Genomic DNA, 20,797 nt, shown 5'->3' with positions numbered 1-20,797 from the left:
TAAAAAAGCATTTCCTTCTATTATATAGGGGAAATGCTTTTTACTATTTAAATGAAATTAACCGATGTACATCGCGGAAAACTTTTTTATCAAAATTTAGATTATTATAAACAGCAACTTTTTCTGTTGCCTGAAACATCAAGATTCGAATTTCTTTGGTGAAGTCAGCCATATCCTCTTCAAGTAAAGGTGAGTAACTTTGCAAGAACTCTTTTTCATACTTCGACAATTTTGAACGTCGTCCCTCATATTGACTCCAATCAAACGTCGCATTAGGTGCATAACCTTTTTCGATATACCACATTGACACCAGTGAATGTTTCAGATAAAGCGAAATAAATTCAAGATCATTGAGCTCTTTTCGTTTCAAACTACGATATAAAGCAAAATAATGTCCATAATATTTAAAGACTAAATCATCAAACTCAGCTTGATCAATTCGATAAACGACACTTTGAGAAACATATTGCAATTCGCGAATCATACCATTGTCTTTAACAATTTCAATATTTTTTGACCAAACACTTGGTTCCAAGTCTGCTTCATAATAAACAAATAAATCCAATTTAATAAATGTAGCGTAATGAATCACAGCATAATTTAAGCCTTGTGTTTCAATAAAGAGGTGTTCACCAATTGCATTAATAATTTCACGCTGTTTTCTTTTGAGATTAACATGTGGTTTGACGACAATTCGAGCATCAATATCCGAATAAAAGTCTTCTTGATTACTCCCAATTGATCCATCAAAGAAACATCCCACAATTTCTCGGTCTTCTTTGACTAAACGAATCAATCTATTTTTCAATCGATCACGTTCTACAGGTAAATTTGAGTCTACTATCATTATCTCACACCCTTCATCTTTAACTTTTTAGTGTTGTCTGATACTAGTATAAGAAAAAACGGCTTAAATAGCTATTTTTTTCGCACATTTTTCATCAAAACAACTCCAAAAACCCATAATTTAATGCTACAAACACATTTCAAGCGTGATATATATGTAACACTTGTAATAATTATGACTAATAACTTTCAAACTTTGATAACTGGTTTCATCTCTAACATCATCTATTATACAACATTTGTAAGGGTTTATTAATAACAATTTCATAAAACTTGTTCTTTTTAACGTTAATTTAGAATCATTACAATATTTCTTAACGTACAGAAATATTACATATTTGACGATTCTTGTTACCTAATTTCATTCTTTTATTCACCTACGAAATCTTTTTTGATGATAAAGTATATTTTGTTGAGGCAAGCTAAAAATTATTGCCCAACCGAAAAAATTTTTAAACACAGAAGGGGATTTAATTATTTATGAAATCACTAAGATATTTATTATTTGGGTCAACGTTAGCCTTTGGATTATTTTTGGGAACTGAAGCAAATGCAGAAACTTTATACACTGTTAAAGCTGGCGACACTTTATCAGGCATCTCACATCAATTTTCAGACAGCAATGCGTTAATTGATTCAATTGCAAAAGACAACAAAATTCAAGACATTAACTTAATTCATGTTGGTCAACAATTAGTGATTAACGATGATAAGAAAAAAGTTGAAGCAACAACTGCTCCTGCTGTTCAAGAAGAAACTTATGTTGAAGAACCAATTCCAGCAGAAGAATTCCAAGCAGAAGAATTCCAAGCAGAAGCTATCGAAGCTCCAGCAGTAGCATCAAACGCTGGTTCTAACTATGCTGGTCAATCTTCAAGTGCTAAAGAATGGATTGCTCAAAGAGAATCTGGCGGTAGTTATACAGCATCTAACGGATACCATGTTGGTCGTTACCAATTAGATCCAAACTATTTAGGTGGAGACCACTCTCCAGAAAATCAAGAACGTGTTGCTGATCAATACGTAGCTGATCGTTATGGTTCATGGGAAAATGCACAAGCATTCTGGATGAACAACGGTTGGTACTAAAATTAGTTACTAAGGAGTCGGGATTATTCCCGGCTTTTTTATTTTGCATATTTTCAATATATCAAAAAAGGCCCTCGTAAAATGATGATCATTTTACAAGTGGCCTTATTTATTTAAATAATATCTAACTCTTTAAAGTCACTTAGTATTTCAACATCATGCGAGACACTTACGAACGCGTGCTCATCGACGTCTTTCATTAATTCTTTTAATATTTCCATTTCATAGCGCGTGATAACAGTAATCAAAACGGCTTTATCTTGATGCATGTAACCACCTTTAGCGTTTTCTATTACCGTAATCCCTCGCGTTAACCCCTCTTGAAGTCTGGCTACAACTCTATCGGGATAATGCGTAATTATCATTACTTGAACCTTTTGATGCTTAATATAGACCATATCTGTTGCCTTTGCGCTCACAATAATAGATAAGACACTATAAAAAGCATGTTGCCAACCAAAAATAAAGCCAGCTGTTAAAACAATAATCCCATTAATAATCATCGAAAAATGGCCAATGCTCTTACCCGTAATTCTTCTTAATCCGATTAAAACAATATCCATACCACCAGTAGACATACCATATTTAAGTGCTAGTCCTAATGAATAGCCCCCAATAGCTCCACCAAAGATTGCACAAATTATGGGATCTTTCGTGAGCGCTACGACAGGCATTGTATCAATCGCAAACGACGCAAAAGTAACACCAATAATCGTGAAGACCACAAATTTACGATCAACAATAAACCAGCCCACTAAAAGAAGTGGAATATTTAGTGCATAATAGATATACGCAATTGGGATATCTAGGGTTGTAGTTTTACTTAAGAAAGTCGTAATGATTTGCGAAATTCCAGTGATTCCCCCTGAATAAATATTACCATTCTGCCAAAAAACATTCAGTGCTATCGAATACAGAAACGCATAAACCATTAAAACAAATATTTTGGTACCATACTCGTATAAGCGATTGCTATACGGTTTTACCTTGTCCAACTAAACCCTCTCCTTGATAAAAAGTAATTACTCCCATTTTAGCTAAAAAATCACCGATTGTAAAACAGAAATTTGAGTTTTCATGAATAAATTTTCATAAAAACCTATTTTTCACTATCAAAAAAAGACAGACCTGTAAAAAGTCTGTCTTTAAAATATAGAGGATTAGAATTCGATTGTTAAATCGATTTTTTCTTCAACAGCTCTTAATAGGTCGCCCTTGATTAATACATCTGTTGCTTTTTCTAATTCGTCATAGATTTCGATTTCTTTGTCTAACTCTAAGAATTTAACGTGTTGACGGAAGAAGTCGTACGCGATTTGAGTACCTTCTCCTAGTTGTCCACGGTCTTTCACGAAGTCGATACCTTGACAAGCAGCCATTAATTCAGTTGCTAAGATACGACGAGAGTTTCCAACGATGTCACGAGCAGTACGAGCTGCAGTTGTACCCATAGAAACAAAGTCTTCTTGGTTTTCACATGAAGTGATTGAGTCAACACTTGCTGGATGAGCTAAAATTTTGTTTTCTGATGCTAATGATGCAGCAGCATATTGAGTGATCATGAAACCAGAGTTAACACCAGGGTGTTTAACTAAGAATGATGGTAAGCCACTTAAGTTAGTGTTTACTAAACGTTCAACACGACGTTCAGATACGTTACCAATTTCTGATGCACCAATTCCTAAGAAGTCAAATGGTTGTGCCATTGGTTCACCGTGGAAGTTACCACCAGAGATAACATCACCACGACGAGTAATGATTGGATTGTCAGTTACAGAGTTGATTTCAATTTCAACTTTTTTAAGTACGTAAGCGACAGTATCTTTACTTGCACCATGAATTTGTGGCATACATCTTAGTGTGTAAGGATCTTGTACACGTTCAGCAGTAGCTGGAGTTGTAAGTGTACTTCCTTTGATTAGATGGCGGATATTTCTTGCTGTAGCTAATTGTCCACTTTGAGGACGGATAGTATGTAAATCTTCGTCAAACGCATTTACGATACCATTGTGTACTTCTAATGATAAAGCACCGATGATGTCTGATAATTTTAATAATTCAATTGCATCATATGTTGCTAAAGCACCGATACCAGTTAAAACTGTAGTACCATTGATTAAAGCTAAACCTTCTTTAGCTTCTAGGAAGATTACTGGCACGCCAGCTTTTTCCATTGCAACTTTACCAGGTAATAATTCACCATTGTAGAATGCTTTACCTAAACCTAACATTGGTAATACCATGTGAGCAAGTGGTGCTAAGTCGCCTGATGCGCCTAGAGAACCTTTTTCAGGAATGTGTGGCACAACGCCTTTGTTTAACATAGCCATTAATGTTTGGATTGTTAATAGACGAATACCTGAATATCCTTTTAATAATGAGTTGATACGGATTAACATAATCGCACGAACTTCATCTTCTTTTAATGGATCACCGAAACCGCTTGAGTGAGTACGGATTAAGTTTTCTTGTAGTTGACGAGTTTCTTCTTGAGGAATACTTACTTTAACTAAAGAACCAAATCCAGTGTTAACACCGTAAGTTACTTTTTTGCTTGCTACGATGTCGTCGATGATTTTACGAGAAGTATTAACAGCTTCAACTGCACCTTCTGAAATTGATACTTTAGCGCCTTTTCTTGCTACTTCGATCACTTGATCTAATGTTAAGCTTTCGCCATCTAAAATAATTTCTTTTGTCATAATTCTAATTCCTCCTAAAATTTATACATAAGTTTTTAATAATGTAATACTCTAATTAATTAAGCTTCTTTAGCACCACGGTTAAAGATGAAGTAGAATGCTAATGCTACTACAATACCAATACCTCCGGCGATTAAACTTTCTTTAGAAGCTCCAACGATTAACATCCAACCACTGACTAAGATAGCTAGAAGTGGAATTACTGGACCTAACGGAAGACGGAATGCAGTCTTCATATCAGGATTTTTCTTACGTAACATAATTACAGCACCTGCTGTTGGGATGTATTGGATGAAACGGAACACTACAGAAAGTTCTGCTAATTGTTCAAATTCGCCCCATGCTAACAAGCCACAAGTTAAGATTGCTGAGATGATGATTGCGATAATTGGTGCATTTTTACCATTCTTTTTAGCAACTGGTGCAGGTAATAAACCTTCATCAGCAATTGATGCACCGTAACGAGGAATCATCATTGAATCTCCAACGTTTAAGCCTAAAATTGAAATTAAGGCACCAATTGAGATTATCCAGCTACCTACAGGTCCAACCATTTCTTTAAATGCGTCTTGAACTGGTGCACCACTTTGTAAAATACCAGTACCTAACATTGCAATTGTACCAGCAATAATCATGAAGTAAAGGATTGACACGATACTAATTGAACCAACAATTGCTTTTGGAACGTTTTTCTTAGCATCACGCATTTCACCAGCAACAACTGGTAAAGCTTCGAATCCGATAAATGCGTAGAAAATTGTAAGTGACGTAGCACCTACGGCTTTTGAAACTGTCATTCCTGGTTGTAATTGTAGGAATGGTGTAAAGTTACCTTTATCAAATCCACCTTTGATAAAGAAGATACCGATAAATACAAATGCGATAATTGGGATTAATTTAGCAACAGTAATTGTGATTGTAAAGATTTTTGACGTTTTAAGACCAGTACTATTAATAATAGATAGTAAAATAACTAAAGCGATACTAATGAACTTATTTTGACCTTCCAATGCAGGAAATGCCATAATCAACAGTTTTGCAAAACCAGCAGCCATTGCTGACCATGCAATAATCGTTACAAACCAACCTAGTAAACCGACAATAAATCCAACAACATCACCAAAGGCAGCTTTAGAATATTGGAAAGCTCCTCCGTTTTTGTCAAAGTAACAAGCAACTTCCGCGAAACATACTGCTAATAATAACACTAATATGGCATCAAAAATCATTGCTAAAAGGGAAGCTGGTCCTAAGTCTTTATAAATTGTTGCTGGAAGTAAGAAAATACCTGATCCGATTACGGCATTAATTCCGTAAAGGGTTGCTCCACCCAGACTAAACTTAGATTTTTCTAATTCATCCATTTCTTCTACGCGAACATCTTCCGCTGTGTTTTTAGTTTCCATTATTCTTATCCTCTCTCGATTCCCGGCACACTACTATTTAGTCTATACCTATTTTTTATTGAATCTTTGAACAAATGACAATTGGTTGAAAACTTTCTTGAGAATTAAATTCTAACTGATATTCATCAGTCATATCCTCGAGAATAAGACTACTATATTTTTCTAACTGATAACTTTTTATCAACTCTTTATTTTTTTTAAGATCGATTGCGACATCTGCTAAACAGTAGATAATCGTTACTCCTGTATCCAAAGTCTCTTGTTCGGCTTTGTTAAGCGCTTTCATACTACCTTTATACATTGGCTTATAAATCAAATTAAAATCTGTACATTGTCCGTACGATGTTGTTTGGTCATCTCCTGAAAAGGCATGTGCCTGAAATGGCGGTAATGTCAATTCTTGAATACCTTCTGGACTTTCATGTTTTAAGCGTATTTCATTGTCGAGGGACATGATCAACCGATGATAGTCAGTGAGTTCAGAGAAAATTGACTCTTTTAACTCAACCGTTGCTGAAGATAACCGATAATCAAATTTTCCAATTTCATAAACCCCATGGGCGGGAGAGAGAAAGACTTGTCTTGTCTCTCCTCCACTCCATTGAGAAATTTTCAACTCTTCTTTCGCTAGGACACGAATCTTCATTTTAGAATAATCCTGAAATGTTTCCTTCAGCATCAACATCAATTCTTTCTGATGCAGGTGATTTAGGTAAACCAGGCATTGTCATTACAGCACCTGTTAACGCTACGATAAATCCAGCTCCTGCTGAAACTTTTAAGTTACGGATTGTAACTGTAAAGTCTTTTGGTGCACCAACTAATGTTGCATCATCAGAGAATGAATATTGTGTTTTTGCCATACAGATTGGATAATTTCCAAAGCCAAGTTTTTCTAACTCTTGTAACTCACGACGAGCTACTTTAGTTAATTCAACACCTTTACCTCCATAAACCTTTTGCACAATTTTATTTAATTTTGTTTCGATTGAATCTTCTTCATCATATACAAAACTAAAGTTGTTAGGTTTATCTGCTAATTCAACCACTTTTTCAGCTAATTCTTCGGCACCTTCGCCACCTTTAGCCCATACATCTGCTAAAACGATATCAACGCCTTGTGCTGAAACAGCATCTTCAACAGCTTTGATTTCTGCATCTGTATCTAATGGGAATTTATTAATTGCGACAACAACTGGTAAACCATAAACATTTTGAATGTTATCTAAATGTTTTTCTAAGTTAACGATACCAGCTTTTACTGCTTCAACGTTTTCTTCGCCTAATTCAGTTTTTGGTACGCCACCATGCATCTTAAGCGCACGAACTGTTGCTACTAAAACAACTGCATCTGGACGAACTCCTGATAAACGACATTTAATATCGATGAATTTTTCTGCTCCTAAGTCTGCACCGAAGCCTGCTTCAGTGATTGTATAGTCAGCATATTTCATTGACATTTTTGTTGCGATAACACTGTTACAACCATGAGCGATATTTGCGAATGGTCCACCGTGGATAATCGCTGGTGTATGTTCTAAAGTTTGAACAATGTTTGGATGAATTGCATCTTTAAGTAATGCAGTTAAAGCTCCTTCAGCTTTCAAGTCGCCAGCAGTAACTGGTTCACCAGTGAAGCTATACGCCACGATCATTTTTTTTAGTTTTTCTTTTAAGTCAACGATATCATTAGCTAAACATAAAACAGCCATGATTTCAGAAGCTACAGTAATATCATAGCCATCTTCACGGGGAACACCATTTACGCGACCTTGTAAACCGTTTACGATATGACGTAATTGACGATCATTCATGTCAACAACACGTTTCCAAGTAATTTTACGGCTATCAATTTGTAAAGCATTACCATGGTGAATATGGTTGTCTAATAAAGCAGCAACTAAATTGTTAGCAGCGCCAATCGCATGGAAGTCACCAGTAAAGTGTAAGTTAATATCTTCCATTGGGACAACTTGTGCATGTCCACCACCAGCAGCTCCACCTTTAACACCAAATACTGGTCCTAATGATGGTTCACGCAAAGCGATCATTGATTTTTTACCAATACGGCTTAATCCATCTGCTAAACCAACTGAAACAGTTGTTTTTCCTTCGCCAGCTGGTGTTGGCGTAATTGCAGTTACTAAAATTAATTTTCCGTCTTCTTCGTCTTTCATCTTAACAAGTTCGTTAACATCTAATTTTGCTTTGTATTTACCATATAGTGTTAAATCATCTTCTGTTAAGTTTAAAGTTTTTGCAACCTCTGTAATAGGTTTCATTTCAACTTGATTTGCAATTTCGATATCTGATAAATGTGCCATGTATGTAAAACTTCCTTTCTAGATTTAGGGATATATTAAACTTGTTTTAAAATTTCTACGTAAACACGATCTGCGATTTGGCAACCTTCTTCTAATAAAGCTTCGCCTTTTTCGCGATATGTTTTCACAAATGCTTCGTCTTTAATACTTGATAAGTTAATTAATACGTTTAACCATGCTCCCTGAAGGCCTGCTTTAAGGTTTAATGCAGCAACACCTAAGTCACTTGCAGCGTTAGCGTTTGATTTGCCAACTCCTTTTTCAGTTACTTTAAGCGCGGCAACCATTAGAACCATCATATTAAATGGTGATTTAGCTGCACCTTGTAATGCAGTTTGCATTGCTTCACGACGCGCTGCTTTATCTGCATCAGTTTCTTTTGGCATTGAGAAAACTGCTGATACTTCATTAAATGCTTCCGTATCTTTATCGATTGATTCAAGTAATTCGTCTTGTAAACGAATTGCTTCAGACATAATTTCATCTGTTAAAGTTTCAAACTCAGCATATTTTTTCTTACCTTTTGTTAATTCAGAAACCATTTTTACTAAAGAAATACCCATTGTTGCTGATAATGCTGCTGCCGAACCGCCACCTGGAGCTGGTTCGTCTGAGCCTAAAACTGTCATAAATTCATGAACTTTTAAATCAACTAATTTCATTGTATGTTAATCTCCTTTAAAGTTATTAGTTTAATAAGTGGTTTTCTAATACTTGTTTACCATAATCGAAATCTTCAATTTGTAGGTAGTATTCAGCCACGTCAACTAACGCTTTAGCTGGAGTTAAACCAATTACTTCACTACCGATAATGTTAACGCCGTAACGTTTAGCTTCGAAACGAATTGTTTCAAATGCACGGTAAAGTGGAGTTCCTTCAAAGTTAACCATGTTCATAGAAACTTGAGCAATGTTACGATCTTCTAACATTACGCCAATTCCTTTACAATATTTGAAACCGCCACCAGAAGCACGGATAATTTTAGCAATGTTATTTGCAATTGTAATATCTGATGTATCTAAGTTTACGTTAAAAGCAACTAATGGCATTCTAGCGCCAACTGCAGTAATACCAGCTGTTGGATGAATTGCTCTTTCACCAAAGTCAGGAGCCCAATCTTCTTCTTTTAATTTTTCAGGCATGCCTTCGAATTGACCTTTTCTTACGCGAGCTAAGTTTTTACGATCAGGTTTTTGTGCTGAGTCTTCATATAAGAAGATAGGAATATTTAATTCATCATTAATACGTTTTGCAACTTTTTTAGAAATTTCAACACATTCTTCTGCTGTAATATCTTTAATTGGTACAAAAGGAACAACGTCAGTTGCGCCCATACGAGGATGTTCTCCGGTATGTTTTGTCATATCAATATTTTCACTTGCAAATTTTACTAATCTAAATGCTGCTTCTTGAATTCCCTCTTCGTCTCCCACTAAGGTGAAAACACTACGGTTATGACTTGCATCTGATGAATGATCTAAAAGTGTAACACCGCTAACGCTTTTTGCAGTTTCTACTAAACCATTGATGATTTTTTCATCTCTACCTTCACTAAAGTTTGGGATACATTCTACTAATTTTGCCATTTAATTCCTTCCTTTCAATTAAAAAAAATATAATACTTTATTCATTGAATCAAATACTATTAGATAAAACTTTGATCTTGCCATAAAATGACTCAACATCCACAAAGAAATACAACGTCTTTTCACTTGTTGTCCTAAAACACCTTAGGAAATTGCTCTATTATAAAAAACAATCTTCATCTCCAGTTTTTCCGTTCGCCCCGAATAAATTTACGACTATCACGACTTTTGTTTCCTTTTAAAAGATGTTTTTGTTGAATTCACTCTCCTTTAGCAAGTTATTAAGCTAAATCACGAATAATACTTGATTCAACTCATAAAAACTATTTCTTTCAATAACTCAATCTGACTGACCTAAAAGTACCATTCTGGTGCTTATAAGTCAAATTATTGTAAACGCTTATATACCAACGTTTACACGTATATTTTTGACTTTTTAATCGACATTCTCTACATTGAAACCGTTATCAATTATCCTGTTTAGACTTTTTTTAGACTCACCTGAGCTATAATAAAGTTCGTACTGACTATTTTACACTTTAACGCCAATAATACATTAGTTTAAAGGTATTTCGATACCTTTTACACTCCGAAATAAATTGTGCTTTTAACAAGATTCACATAACTTTTAAAACCAGATTATCGAATTTTTTGTGAGGAATTATACAAATTTGACGTCTTTTAGATTATCGTTTTGACGTTTTGACGAAAAAACTCTAATCAAATTTTAATGTTTAAAGCTATAAAGGGGGAGTTCCATCATGGCACACCATGTTTTATTAATCGATTTCGGAAGCACAGACACAAAAGCAACCTTAATCAATTTAGACCAAGAAGAAATAATCGCAACTACAAAAACAAAAACAACCGTAACATCTAATTTAATGAATAGTTTTCTTCAATTGAAAAACGATTTACTACAATTTTCAAATCGTGATGTAATCGAAGAAGCAGAAGTTTTGATTTGTTCCTCAGCTTTTGGTGGCTTCAAAATGATCGCCATTGGCTTAACTGATAGTTTAACAACGGATGCGGCGAAGCGTGTCGCTCTCGGAGCTGGAACTCGAATCATGAAAACTTTCTCTTACACATTAACTGATGATAATATAGAAGAAATAAATAATGACAAACCAGATATCATCCTTTTAACAGGAGGAACAAACGGTGGTAATCGCGATTTCATCGTAGAGAGTGCTACCAAATTGGCTCATACTTCACCTGAGATTCCAATCTTAATTGCTGGAAACGAGCAGATTCAAAATCAAGTAGAAGAAATATTAACATCTCGTGGTAATTTCTTCACTTCAGATAATGTTATGCCAAAATTAAATGTCCTAAATCCCGATAAAACGAGAAAACTTTTACGTAAAATATTTTTCGAAAAAATTATTTATGCCAAAGGCTTTGGCGAAATCGTCAAATTAACTGACCAGCCAATTATTCCAACACCTTCAGCAGTTCTTTCCGCAGCCAATCTGCTTTCAGTTGGAACAGAAAAACAAGCGGGAATTGGTACCTTAAGTGTTGTCGATGTTGGTGGGGCAACAACTGATATCCATTCCGTAGCGCATAATATCTCCGGACTACAAGAAGTCGTCTATGAAGGATTACAAGAACCTTTCTTAAAACGAACTGTCGAAGGTGATCTTGGCATGCGTTACTCGGCTAAGAGTGTCTTAGAAACAACCGGAGTTAACGCCTTCAAAAATTTCTTACCTCTTTTAAGCGACCAAGACATTTTTGATGCTTGCGCTTTTCGTGAAAAAAACACAGAATTTATTCCTAAAAAAGCTGAGGATCGTGAATTTGACTACACAATCGCAAAACTAGCGATTGCAAACGCAATGCGACGTCACGTTGGACACTTACGTGTTGAACAAAGACCAAACCATAATCTCTATTTTCAAACAGGAAAAGATTTGAGAACAATTAAATATCTCATTGGAACAGGAGGCGTCCTCGTACACAGCGAAGACCCAGCAACACTCTTAAAAGAAGCCCTCCAAACCAAACCAAGAGAACTCTCACCACAAAACCCAACACTCATGCTAGACGAAGACTACCTCCTATCATCATTAGGATTACTAGGAGAAAAATACCCCGAACACGCATTAAGAATGCTGAAAACCAAAGTGGTGAAGAAGGCGGTTAGGAGCGAGCAGTAAAAAAAGTGATGAAGCTGGTGTTTAGGGATGAGCAGTAAGGTAGTTCTGATAATCAGGCGCACTTTGCCTGAATAACAGAACGGACTTAGTGCCGAATCCCTGCCAGCTAAATCCCGTTCGTAAGGTGATTTTTGGAGCGCTTTGGAGCGATCAATAAGGCGTGCACGAAAAAAACTGGTTTTTAGTTTATTTTCGTAATTGACTTATTGCCGAGCTCCAGCACAGAAAATCCCGATATTCTCAAACCCAAATCAAAACTCAATACATCAAAAAACCAGCTCTTACATCAACTTAAATGTAAGAACTGGTTTTAATTATTTAATCATGATTTTGATTAATACTAACCTCTGGACTCTTAGTTAATATATCGTCAAATGTTCGATGCAAAAGATTCGTTTCAAGTTTATTACGGTTAGGACTCAAATGATTAATCGCTTTTTCGAAATAATACGCTTCATCTTTATTCAAGATTTCATTCAAATCTTTTCCCTTATCTTCAGGAAAATTCACTAACTCATGTTTAATCATCGCTTCAGCAAAGTAAATCGTGCCCAAAACACGAGAACTATTAAACTGTTCCATATACTTTTTAGAACTTGAAAGATAAACAGCTACCTTGTCATAATTTCCCTCATACATATTGATTAATGACATATAAGCATCTAACTGCGGACGTTTCCATAAAGAAGAAAAATGTTCATAGATTTGGTAAGCCTTGTTAAAGTAAATCTTTGATTTTCCATAGTCTTTCTTACCAAATAGAATAATGCCCATATTAATATAGAAAACAGATAAACTAGAATAGGCACGTTTGTTTTCACATAAATCAATCGAATGTTGTTGTAAGACAATCGCCTCATCAAATTTTTCTTGAATGCTGCGTATCTCAGCCAAATAATCATAAGCAGCCGCAATATTGACTGCATATTTTTTCTCAATGGCTTCCGTCAATTTAAACGTTCGGATTGATTCGTTTAACTGTTGTTCGGCCATCGCAAGATTACCAACCATTAGATAATACAAGCCTTTTAATCGCAGTAAGATTCCAATTAATTCATGGTTATTACTACGAATCGCTTCACTTAAGGCTAACTCCACATAACGGTTCATCTCTTTTTCGTCTTCAATTTGAATGCAATAATAAATTAAATGTTTATATCCTTCAAGAAGGAACGTACTATCATTTAATTCTTTCGCAATCTGAATCACGAGATGACTAGCTTTAAGCCCTTCTTCATATTGACCATAACGAATATAAAAACGACCTTCCATACTGTAAAATTGCATCAATAATCGCTCATAAACAGGATCATTCTCATAAGTTGGTTTTAACTCATCCAAACGAACGCGAATTTTCTCAAACTCAGCAATCGTTTCTTTCTTTTCAAACTTAATCTGTTCGACTGCCATCTCTTCAGGATGATCATTAACAGGGAAAAGTTCATGGTAAAACTTATAATATGTTTGAAGATACTTAATTTGATATTCTAAAGCCTTTATTTTTTCTTTTGCTCGGTCAAAATGATATGAAATTTTTGCGTAGATCAAATGATCATCATTCAAACGTGGTAATTCTTTTTCCAATAACTCGGCAATTTCACGATGGACTAAACACTTCTTAGACTCGAGTTCATTCATGTATATAAATTCACGAAAACGATTATGACAAAAACTAATTTTAATATCTTCGTTCACAACGTGTTCCGTAAAAATAGACTCATTAACTAGTTTTTCAATCATCTCTGCTAATTCAATATTAGGTATTTTTAAGATTTCAGATAAAAATTTAATCGAGACGTAATCATAAAAATAAGAAACAATACTCACAACACGCAACTCTTGCGAAGTTAAATTAATAAATCGATTCCGAAGTGCATCCTGCATTTTGATATTCATGATATCCAACTTATTATTGTTTTTAATCATATTAATATACTCAACTAAAAAGAAAAAGTTTCCCTCTGTTAATTGATAGAGACGATCCACGATTTGAGTCGTTGCTTTTTTTTCGCCCAACTCTTTAATCGCATATTCTTTTGTTTCATCATAACTCAATGGCTTTAGTTTTAATTCCATTAATAAATCATATGAGTTTAGAACCGCTAGGAAATTATGCACATGCATCGGGATATCATCTCTTAAAGTAAAGACAAATAGGACTTGATCATTATTAATATGTAACATTGTGCTAAGTAATAAATTAAAACTCGCTTCATCAATCCACTGAATGTTTTTACAAACAATGACAACTTTAGTGTTACCTGAAATAATGCGTAACGCATCGACTAAAACTTGCGACAGCATGTTCAAATCTAAATGTTTCTTACTTTCTGTGTCAACAGTTTGCGTGATATCACCTTCAACACTTGGGAAATAAGTTGCCACAATCGATTCCCAACCCTTTGGTGCCTGAATTTGTTCTTGCGCTAAAATTTTTGTGATTTGAGAAAATATTTGACGCCACATTCGTAAGTCATAATTAATTTCGAGTTCATAACATTGTGTTTCGAGAATATGATAATTATCATCAACATTGTCTAACACACGATTGACTAAGCCTGTTTTTCCAACGCCACCCGGTCCTTCAACTAAGACTGAATAGGCCTTTTCGCCTTTTGAGAAAGACTTAAAGTTGCTCTCCAACTGCTTAATTTCTTCTAATCTTCCAAAGAAACCTGAAGTAAAGCGTTTTGGTTTAGAAATATTGTTAACGTTCACAATATTTAGCGAAGTTTCAAATAATTGACGTGTCTCTTGACTTGGGTCAATTCCAAGTTCTAAATGAAGAATATCAGCCACTTCATAATAGACTTCTATCACCTTATCATGACGATTAATTTTTTGATAATAATCCATTAATAGACGATAATTTCGTTCGTCAAATTCATCAATATCGATCAGTTGTTGAATATGTTTCTCAACATCTTTGTATTCTCCTTGCGCAATATCATCTTTAACTTTTCGATAACATTCATTTATAAAAGTTTTCTCAAAATAACTACGCATTTTTATGGTCCATAATTCAAAATCCTCAGAATCTTTTAGGAAAAAGCCTTTTAGAAATTGATTACGATAAAGATTTAAAAATTTATCGGGTTGTTCTTTAAACTTTTCCACATCGCTAGTAATTTTAAGTTCTTGATTTAGAACTAATACTTTACGATTTGGTGAATAGATAAAATCATCGCCAAGAATTTTATTCGCTTGATAGATGGTATTGCGGAGATTTTTTTTCGCATTTTTCTCATCCATCTCTGGCCACAATAAACCGGCAACTTCATCACGACTGACAGTTTTATTTACGAACATATAGAATAACAAAGCATTAATTTTGCCAAAAGAAAAAATGACAGGTTGTCCGTCTAAAAAAACTTGCGGGCTGCCAAATAATTGACCGTATACTTCTTTGCTCAAACACGTCACCACCTCAATCAAGATTGTTTTGTACCATTACTAATAATCATACTACAAAATTGTGTAAAAAAACAGAAAAGGAAAACCCCTATTTTAATAATAGGGGCTCAAAACAAATTATCACTAAATTCTTGCGAAATCTTTCACAACTAGTTGACCATCTTTGTAAACATCTTTCACCAAGTTGGTAGCAAAGAAGTAAAGTGGGTAGTCGATATTAGCTGCATCAAAGATTGCAATATCGGCACGTTTTCCTTCTTTAAAGCTTCCAATCGTATCCCCACGATCGATTGAATAAGCAGCATTAATTGTGACTGCATTAAAGACTTGAATTGGTGTTAATCCCATTTCGAAACACCCAAGTTGCATCATAAATTGAATGTTTGCAGTTGGACAACTTCCTGGATTACTATCTGTTGAAAGTGTAATTGCCATGCCTGCGTCTAACATTTTCTTAGCTGGTGCATAAGTGTTAACCATTAAACTAAATGTTGTTCCTGGTAAAAGATTACCAATGACATTTGCGTCTGCCATTTTTTTGATACCTTCATCTGTAGCAGCCATTAAGTGTTCCGCACTAACTGCGCCAACTTCAGCCGCAACATCCACACCACCAATTGAATCAATTTCATCCGCATGAATTTTTAATTTGAAGCCCATTTCTTTAGCTGCTAATAATAATTTACGTGATTCATGAGCATTGAAGACTCCTGTTTCACAGAAGATATCGCAAAATTCTGCAAGATTTTCTTCTTTAACTTTTGGTAACATTTCTTCAATAATAATATCGATAAACCCTTCAGGATTTTCTTTAAATTCTGCTGGAATCGCATGTGCTCCCATGAATGTTGACACAAGATCAATTGGTTCCATCTCGTCTAATTTCTTCACAACGTCCATTTGACGTTTTTCAGTTTCCCAGTTTAAACCATAACCACTTTTAGCTTCAACTGTTGTCACACCATGGACTAACATTTTATCTAAAAGATTTTTTGTTTTATCATACATTGTGTCAAACGAAGCTGCTTGTGTCGCACGGACTGTACTTAAAATACCGCCTCCTTCTCTTAAAATATCTAAATAGCTCACACCATTTAATTTTTTAGAGAATTCATTTTCTCGACTACCTCCATAAACTAAATGCGTGTGACAATCAATCAAACCAGGTGATGCCATTTTACCTGTATAATCGATAATTTCTGTTTGCGCATTAACTAAACTTGCGTCTGGTTCACCACTACCTAGCGCTAAAATTTTTCCATCTTTAATGGCAATAAATCCATCTTCAATAATTGTTGCGTCTGACATTTCTTTTCCTTTTAAAGGACGACCTAAATCAATCGGAGAAAAAATTTGGTTAAAATGTACTAATACTTTATCTGCAAACATAATATGAATCACCTTTTCTTTCTATTTATTCACTATCCATTATATTACTCTTTTGTCAAAAATTCGTCAAAACTTATGGTAGCGCATTCAAAAACACTTTTTTAAAATTTTCACACATAATTGACCTTTATTTGACAGAAGGAAGGTATACTTAACTCATAACTTTCAAATAATTTTTAATCTGACTCATTAAAAACTATTTAATTTTCTTAAGGAGGAAATTTGAATGAACATTGATAACCTAAAGATTAGTGACGCAATGACAGTTAAATTAGATAACATTTTACCAGAAATGCCTGAATTCCAAGAAGGCATTCGTCGTGCTCCAGATAGAGGTTTCCGTCTATCTAAATCACAAACAAAATTAGCTTTACAAAACGCTTTACGCTACATTCCTGAAGAATTACATGAACAAGTAATCCCCGAATTCTTACACGAATTAAAAACTCGTGGACGTATCTATGGTTATCGTTGGTATCCAAAAGAAACAATTACAGGTAAACCAATTGATGAATATAAAGGAAACTGTACAGCTGGTAAAGCTATCCAAGTTATGATGGATAACAACCTTTGTTTTGATATTGCATTATATCCTTACGAATTAGTAACTTATGGTGAAACTGGACAAGTATGTTCTAACTGGATGCAATATCAATTAATCAAAAAATATTTAGAAGTTTTAACAGACGAACAAACATTAGTTATCAGTTCTGGACACCCTATGGGATTATTTGCTTCTAAAAAAGACTCGCCACGTGTCATCATTACTAACGGTTTACTTGTTGGAGAATATGACAATATTGAAGACTGGGAAGTTGCCGAAGAAATGGGTGTAACTAACTACGGTCAAATGACTGCTGGAGGTATGATGTACATTGGACCTCAAGGGATCGTACATGGTACATTCAATACTTTACTAAATGCTGGTCGTCTAAAACTAGGTATTGCTGATGATGGCGATTTAACTGGTAAATTATTCGTAACATCTGGTTTAGGTGGTATGAGTGGTGCTCAAGGTAAAGCGGCTGAAATTGCGAAATCTGTTTCAATCGTAGCAGAAGTTGATATGTCTCGTATCGACACTCGTTTAGAACAAGGTTGGATTAGTAAGTTAGCTAAAACACCAGAAGAAGCCGTAGCAATTGCACAAGAATATTTAGCTAAAAAAGAATCCACTTCTATTGCTTTCCATGGTAATATCGTTGACCTATTAGAATACATGAACGAACATAACGTTCATATTGATTTGTTATCTGACCAAACTTCTTGTCATAATGTTCACGAAGGTGGGTACAATCCTGTTGGTATCACTTTTGAAGAACGTACTGAGCTATTAGCAACAGACAAGAAAAAATTTGTTGAATTAGTAGACATGACTTTAGGTCGTCATTATAAAGTTATCAAAGAATTAACTGCAAAAGGTACTTACTTCTTTGACTATGGTAATGCATTTATGAAATCAGTCTTTGATTCAGGTATTAAAGAAATCTCTAAAAATGGCGTAGACGATAAAGATGGCTTTATCTGGCCTTCATACGTTGAAGATATCATGGGACCTATGTTATTTGACTATGGTTATGGACCATTCCGTTGGGTATGTTTAAGTGGTAAACACGAAGACTTACAAGCAACTGATAAAGCGGCTATGGATGCAATCGATCCGAACCGTCGTTACCAAGACCGTGATAACTACAACTGGATTCGTGACGCTGAAAAGAACCAATTAGTTGTTGGGACTGAAGCTCGTATTCTTTATCAAGATGCGATGGGGCGTGTAAACATTGCACTCGCATTCAACAAACTTATCCGCGAAGGAAAAATCGGACCTGTTATGTTAGGTCGTGACCACCATGACGTATCAGGTACTGACTCTCCATTCCGTGAAACATCTAACATTAAAGATGGTTCTAACGTGACTGCTGATATGGCAACACAATGTTACGCTGGTAATGCTGCCCGTGGTATGAGTTTAATTGCTCTACATAACGGTGGTGGTGTTGGTATTGGTAAATCTATCAACGGTGGTTTCGGTATGGTTCTTGATGGTTCTGAACTATGTGACGAAATTATCAAATCTGCAATTGCTTGGGATACTATGGGTGGCGTTGCTCGTCGTAATTGGGCTCGTAACGAACATGCGATTGAAACTTCTATCGAATACAATGAAATGCGTAAAGGAACTGATCATATTACAATTCCTTACCTTGCGGACGAAAACTTGGTAGATAACGCTGTAAATAGTCTATTTAAATAATCTCCTTGAAACTATATTTTAAAAGCTGGCTCATGTTTAACAACATGAGCCAGCTTTTTTTGATCATTCAGTTATCTTCGGCACACTTTCAAGCGACCAAACTATTTTTGTTGAGTATTGATCAATTAGATTTCCTTGTTTTTGCGTTAATACTAGTCCCTCTTGAGTAGTACCTTTAAAATCAATTTCTTGGACCAGTGTTTCACGTTCTTGATCTATCACGTGTTGCCTTGCATCATTGATTTGCTTAAACTTCCCTTGTTGATACAAACGCAATTCGCCATTAAACAAGCGATCTTGTTTTTCATTTTTCATTGATGAACCTGTTGCATATAGTTGCCAGTCTTTCTCTAACTTTGAATTGATAATTTTTAAAACACTTGGTTTAGTTAAAGCATAATGCTCTATTTGCCAAGCAACGTTCATTTTATCAAAATCAAACGTTGGAGCTTCGACTAATGCTACCTGTCCTTCATAATGAATCACAAGTTCAAATGATCGACGCGGTACGGGATAGTTTTCTTCAATTTGATGACCGTTAACTGTCATTTTTTTGTAGTCATAACCTTCGTAAGTACGATTTATATTTAAATTTTCAAGTAATTCAGCCATCGTCCCCTGACTTAAAAATTCATAAGTTAGTGGATCTTCAGAGGGTACTTTATGTTTTAAATTCTGATAAATGCTTTTTGATGTGTCTTCATAAACATGCTTAACTGTCATCTTAATTTCATACTGTTTCAAAAATACAGCTAGTTCTTCTTGTACACCGTCCAATTCAAGTTTGACAACAAATGGCATATTTGGCTTCCAAATTGACGAATCTCCCTCAATGATAATTTCAGGATCGGTCGGCTTAAATTCTGTCTCAGTAATCAAAAAACCTTCTACTTTTCCCTTATTTCGAACATTTTTTTCACGTTCTTCAGGTGAAAAATCTAACCATGACACATAGTCCTCTTGATAATCCTCATATAAAATAATTGCTTTCTTAGGCGCTTCATCTTCGTAAACAAAGATGGGCATTGAGATAGGTTCACTTATATTACCTGCCTCATCGGTTAGCTGGCCAAGAGCTTCTTTAAAACCTGTTGTCTTCACTAACTCAGTCAATTCAGCATCTGTTGAGATGACTTCTTTCAAGATATTTTCTTCCAAACTAGAATCATCCATTACATCGTAAAACGCATCACGTAATATTTTTTATTCTCATTCACTGGTGTCCCTTTTTTAGCAATACCGGCTTCACCTTACCTGTCGGTGGTGTTGTATCCACGACTTTAATCCAGATAGAAGAATTACCACAAAATTCATAGTGAATCGTCAATTTGCCATGTGTACCAGATTTAACGTTGGCAAGTTGAGCTGAATCAATGATCCAGCTACCATTCGCTGATTGGATAGGCGTTGAAGTTTCGCGACCAGCAATCGAAAAAGTAATACTTCCGTTAGTAACTAGTTGATGGGTCAATTGGCCATTTTCAGCATAAAAGGTTTGTCCAGAAAGCGTTAAGTCACTATTTTGAAACAAATAAACATCTCGTTCATCTTGTGCGTAACCAACCGGGATAATTTGCGGTTGGAGATGACGATTTGACAAATAATTGAGCTAATTTCATAA

The 20,797-nt window shown here is 35.1% G+C and carries 15 protein-coding genes; 3 read left to right on the top strand and 12 right to left on the bottom strand.

From position 1 onward, the window contains the following. Nucleotides 1-43: 43 nt before the first annotated feature. Nucleotides 44-847 (bottom strand): nucleotidyltransferase domain-containing protein, encoded by an 804-nt coding sequence (locus ESZ54_RS05515; protein WP_136136663.1) that lies wholly within the window; start codon nucleotides 845-847, stop codon nucleotides 44-46. Between the two features lie 479 nt (nucleotides 848-1,326). Between ESZ54_RS05515 and apf the strand changes: the two genes are divergently transcribed. Continuing rightward, the gene (gene apf / locus ESZ54_RS05510; protein ID WP_136136662.1) at nucleotides 1,327-1,935 is read left to right on the top strand and encodes an aggregation-promoting factor; all 609 of its coding nucleotides are present in this window, start codon (nucleotides 1,327-1,329) and stop codon (nucleotides 1,933-1,935) included. 113 nt (nucleotides 1,936-2,048) lie between these two features. Here the strand turns inward: apf and ESZ54_RS05505 are convergent, their stop codons facing one another. From ESZ54_RS05505 to ftcD, 7 genes are all read right to left on the bottom strand, one after another. After that, nucleotides 2,049-2,867 carry a YitT family protein gene (locus tag ESZ54_RS05505; RefSeq protein ID WP_136136681.1) on the bottom strand — a complete coding sequence of 273 codons (819 nt, stop codon included), beginning with the start codon at nucleotides 2,865-2,867 and terminating at the stop codon, nucleotides 2,049-2,051. Nucleotides 2,868-3,095: 228 nt separating this feature from the next. Next, a complete protein-coding gene (gene hutH / locus ESZ54_RS05500; protein WP_136136661.1) occupies nucleotides 3,096-4,637 on the bottom strand; it encodes a histidine ammonia-lyase in 1,542 nt (513 codons plus the stop codon). Nucleotides 4,638-4,696: 59 nt separating this feature from the next. After that, complete coding sequence (locus ESZ54_RS05495; protein WP_420824356.1) at nucleotides 4,697-6,046, bottom strand: APC family permease; 1,350 nt, start codon at nucleotides 6,044-6,046, stop codon at nucleotides 4,697-4,699. A 52-nt stretch (nucleotides 6,047-6,098) separates the two neighbouring features. Beyond that, the gene (locus tag ESZ54_RS05490; RefSeq protein WP_204249514.1) at nucleotides 6,099-6,722 is read right to left on the bottom strand and encodes a HutD/Ves family protein; all 624 of its coding nucleotides are present in this window, start codon (nucleotides 6,720-6,722) and stop codon (nucleotides 6,099-6,101) included. Beyond that, the gene (locus tag ESZ54_RS05485; protein ID WP_136136658.1) at nucleotides 6,691-8,367 is read right to left on the bottom strand and encodes a formate--tetrahydrofolate ligase; all 1,677 of its coding nucleotides are present in this window, start codon (nucleotides 8,365-8,367) and stop codon (nucleotides 6,691-6,693) included. The genes ESZ54_RS05490 and ESZ54_RS05485 overlap by 32 nt, the downstream gene beginning before the upstream one ends. Nucleotides 8,368-8,402: 35 nt before the next feature. Beyond that, the gene (locus ESZ54_RS05480) at nucleotides 8,403-9,029 is read right to left on the bottom strand and encodes a cyclodeaminase/cyclohydrolase family protein (protein WP_136136657.1); all 627 of its coding nucleotides are present in this window, start codon (nucleotides 9,027-9,029) and stop codon (nucleotides 8,403-8,405) included. Between the two features lie 25 nt (nucleotides 9,030-9,054). After that, nucleotides 9,055-9,954 (bottom strand): glutamate formimidoyltransferase, encoded by a 900-nt coding sequence (ftcD, locus tag ESZ54_RS05475; RefSeq protein WP_136136656.1) that lies wholly within the window; start codon nucleotides 9,952-9,954, stop codon nucleotides 9,055-9,057. A gap of 761 nt (nucleotides 9,955-10,715) precedes the next feature. Here ftcD and glmL point away from each other — a divergent pair. Next, nucleotides 10,716-12,119, top strand: coding sequence for a methylaspartate mutase accessory protein GlmL (gene glmL, locus ESZ54_RS05470; RefSeq protein WP_136136655.1), 1,404 nt, complete (start codon nucleotides 10,716-10,718; stop codon nucleotides 12,117-12,119). A 318-nt stretch (nucleotides 12,120-12,437) separates the two neighbouring features. On the opposite strand, the gene ESZ54_RS05465 is transcribed toward glmL, so the two are convergent. Both ESZ54_RS05465 and hutI read right to left on the bottom strand, forming a co-directional pair. Continuing rightward, complete coding sequence (locus ESZ54_RS05465; protein WP_136136654.1) at nucleotides 12,438-15,533, bottom strand: ATP-binding protein; 3,096 nt, start codon at nucleotides 15,531-15,533, stop codon at nucleotides 12,438-12,440. Nucleotides 15,534-15,656: 123 nt separating this feature from the next. Further along, nucleotides 15,657-16,922, bottom strand: coding sequence for an imidazolonepropionase (hutI, locus tag ESZ54_RS05460; RefSeq protein ID WP_136136653.1), 1,266 nt, complete (start codon nucleotides 16,920-16,922; stop codon nucleotides 15,657-15,659). A gap of 226 nt (nucleotides 16,923-17,148) precedes the next feature. Between hutI and ESZ54_RS05455 the strand changes: the two genes are divergently transcribed. Continuing rightward, nucleotides 17,149-19,176, top strand: a complete 2,028-nt coding sequence (locus ESZ54_RS05455) for a urocanate hydratase (RefSeq protein ID WP_136136652.1) — start codon at nucleotides 17,149-17,151, stop codon at nucleotides 19,174-19,176. A gap of 63 nt (nucleotides 19,177-19,239) precedes the next feature. Here the strand turns inward: ESZ54_RS05455 and ESZ54_RS05450 are convergent, their stop codons facing one another. Then, complete coding sequence (locus tag ESZ54_RS05450) at nucleotides 19,240-20,349, bottom strand: hypothetical protein (RefSeq protein ID WP_136136651.1); 1,110 nt, start codon at nucleotides 20,347-20,349, stop codon at nucleotides 19,240-19,242. A 40-nt stretch (nucleotides 20,350-20,389) separates the two neighbouring features. Continuing rightward, nucleotides 20,390-20,776, bottom strand: coding sequence for a hypothetical protein (locus tag ESZ54_RS05445; protein WP_136136650.1), 387 nt, complete (start codon nucleotides 20,774-20,776; stop codon nucleotides 20,390-20,392). Nucleotides 20,777-20,797: the final 21 nt, after the last annotated feature.

The sequence above is a fragment of the Vagococcus silagei genome (assembly GCF_004795745.1).
In the GTDB taxonomy this organism is placed as follows: Bacteria; Bacillota; Bacilli; order Lactobacillales; family Vagococcaceae; genus Vagococcus; species Vagococcus silagei.
The sequence above is the reverse complement of the archived record's forward strand: the minus strand, read 5'-3'. Positions and strand labels throughout refer to the sequence as shown.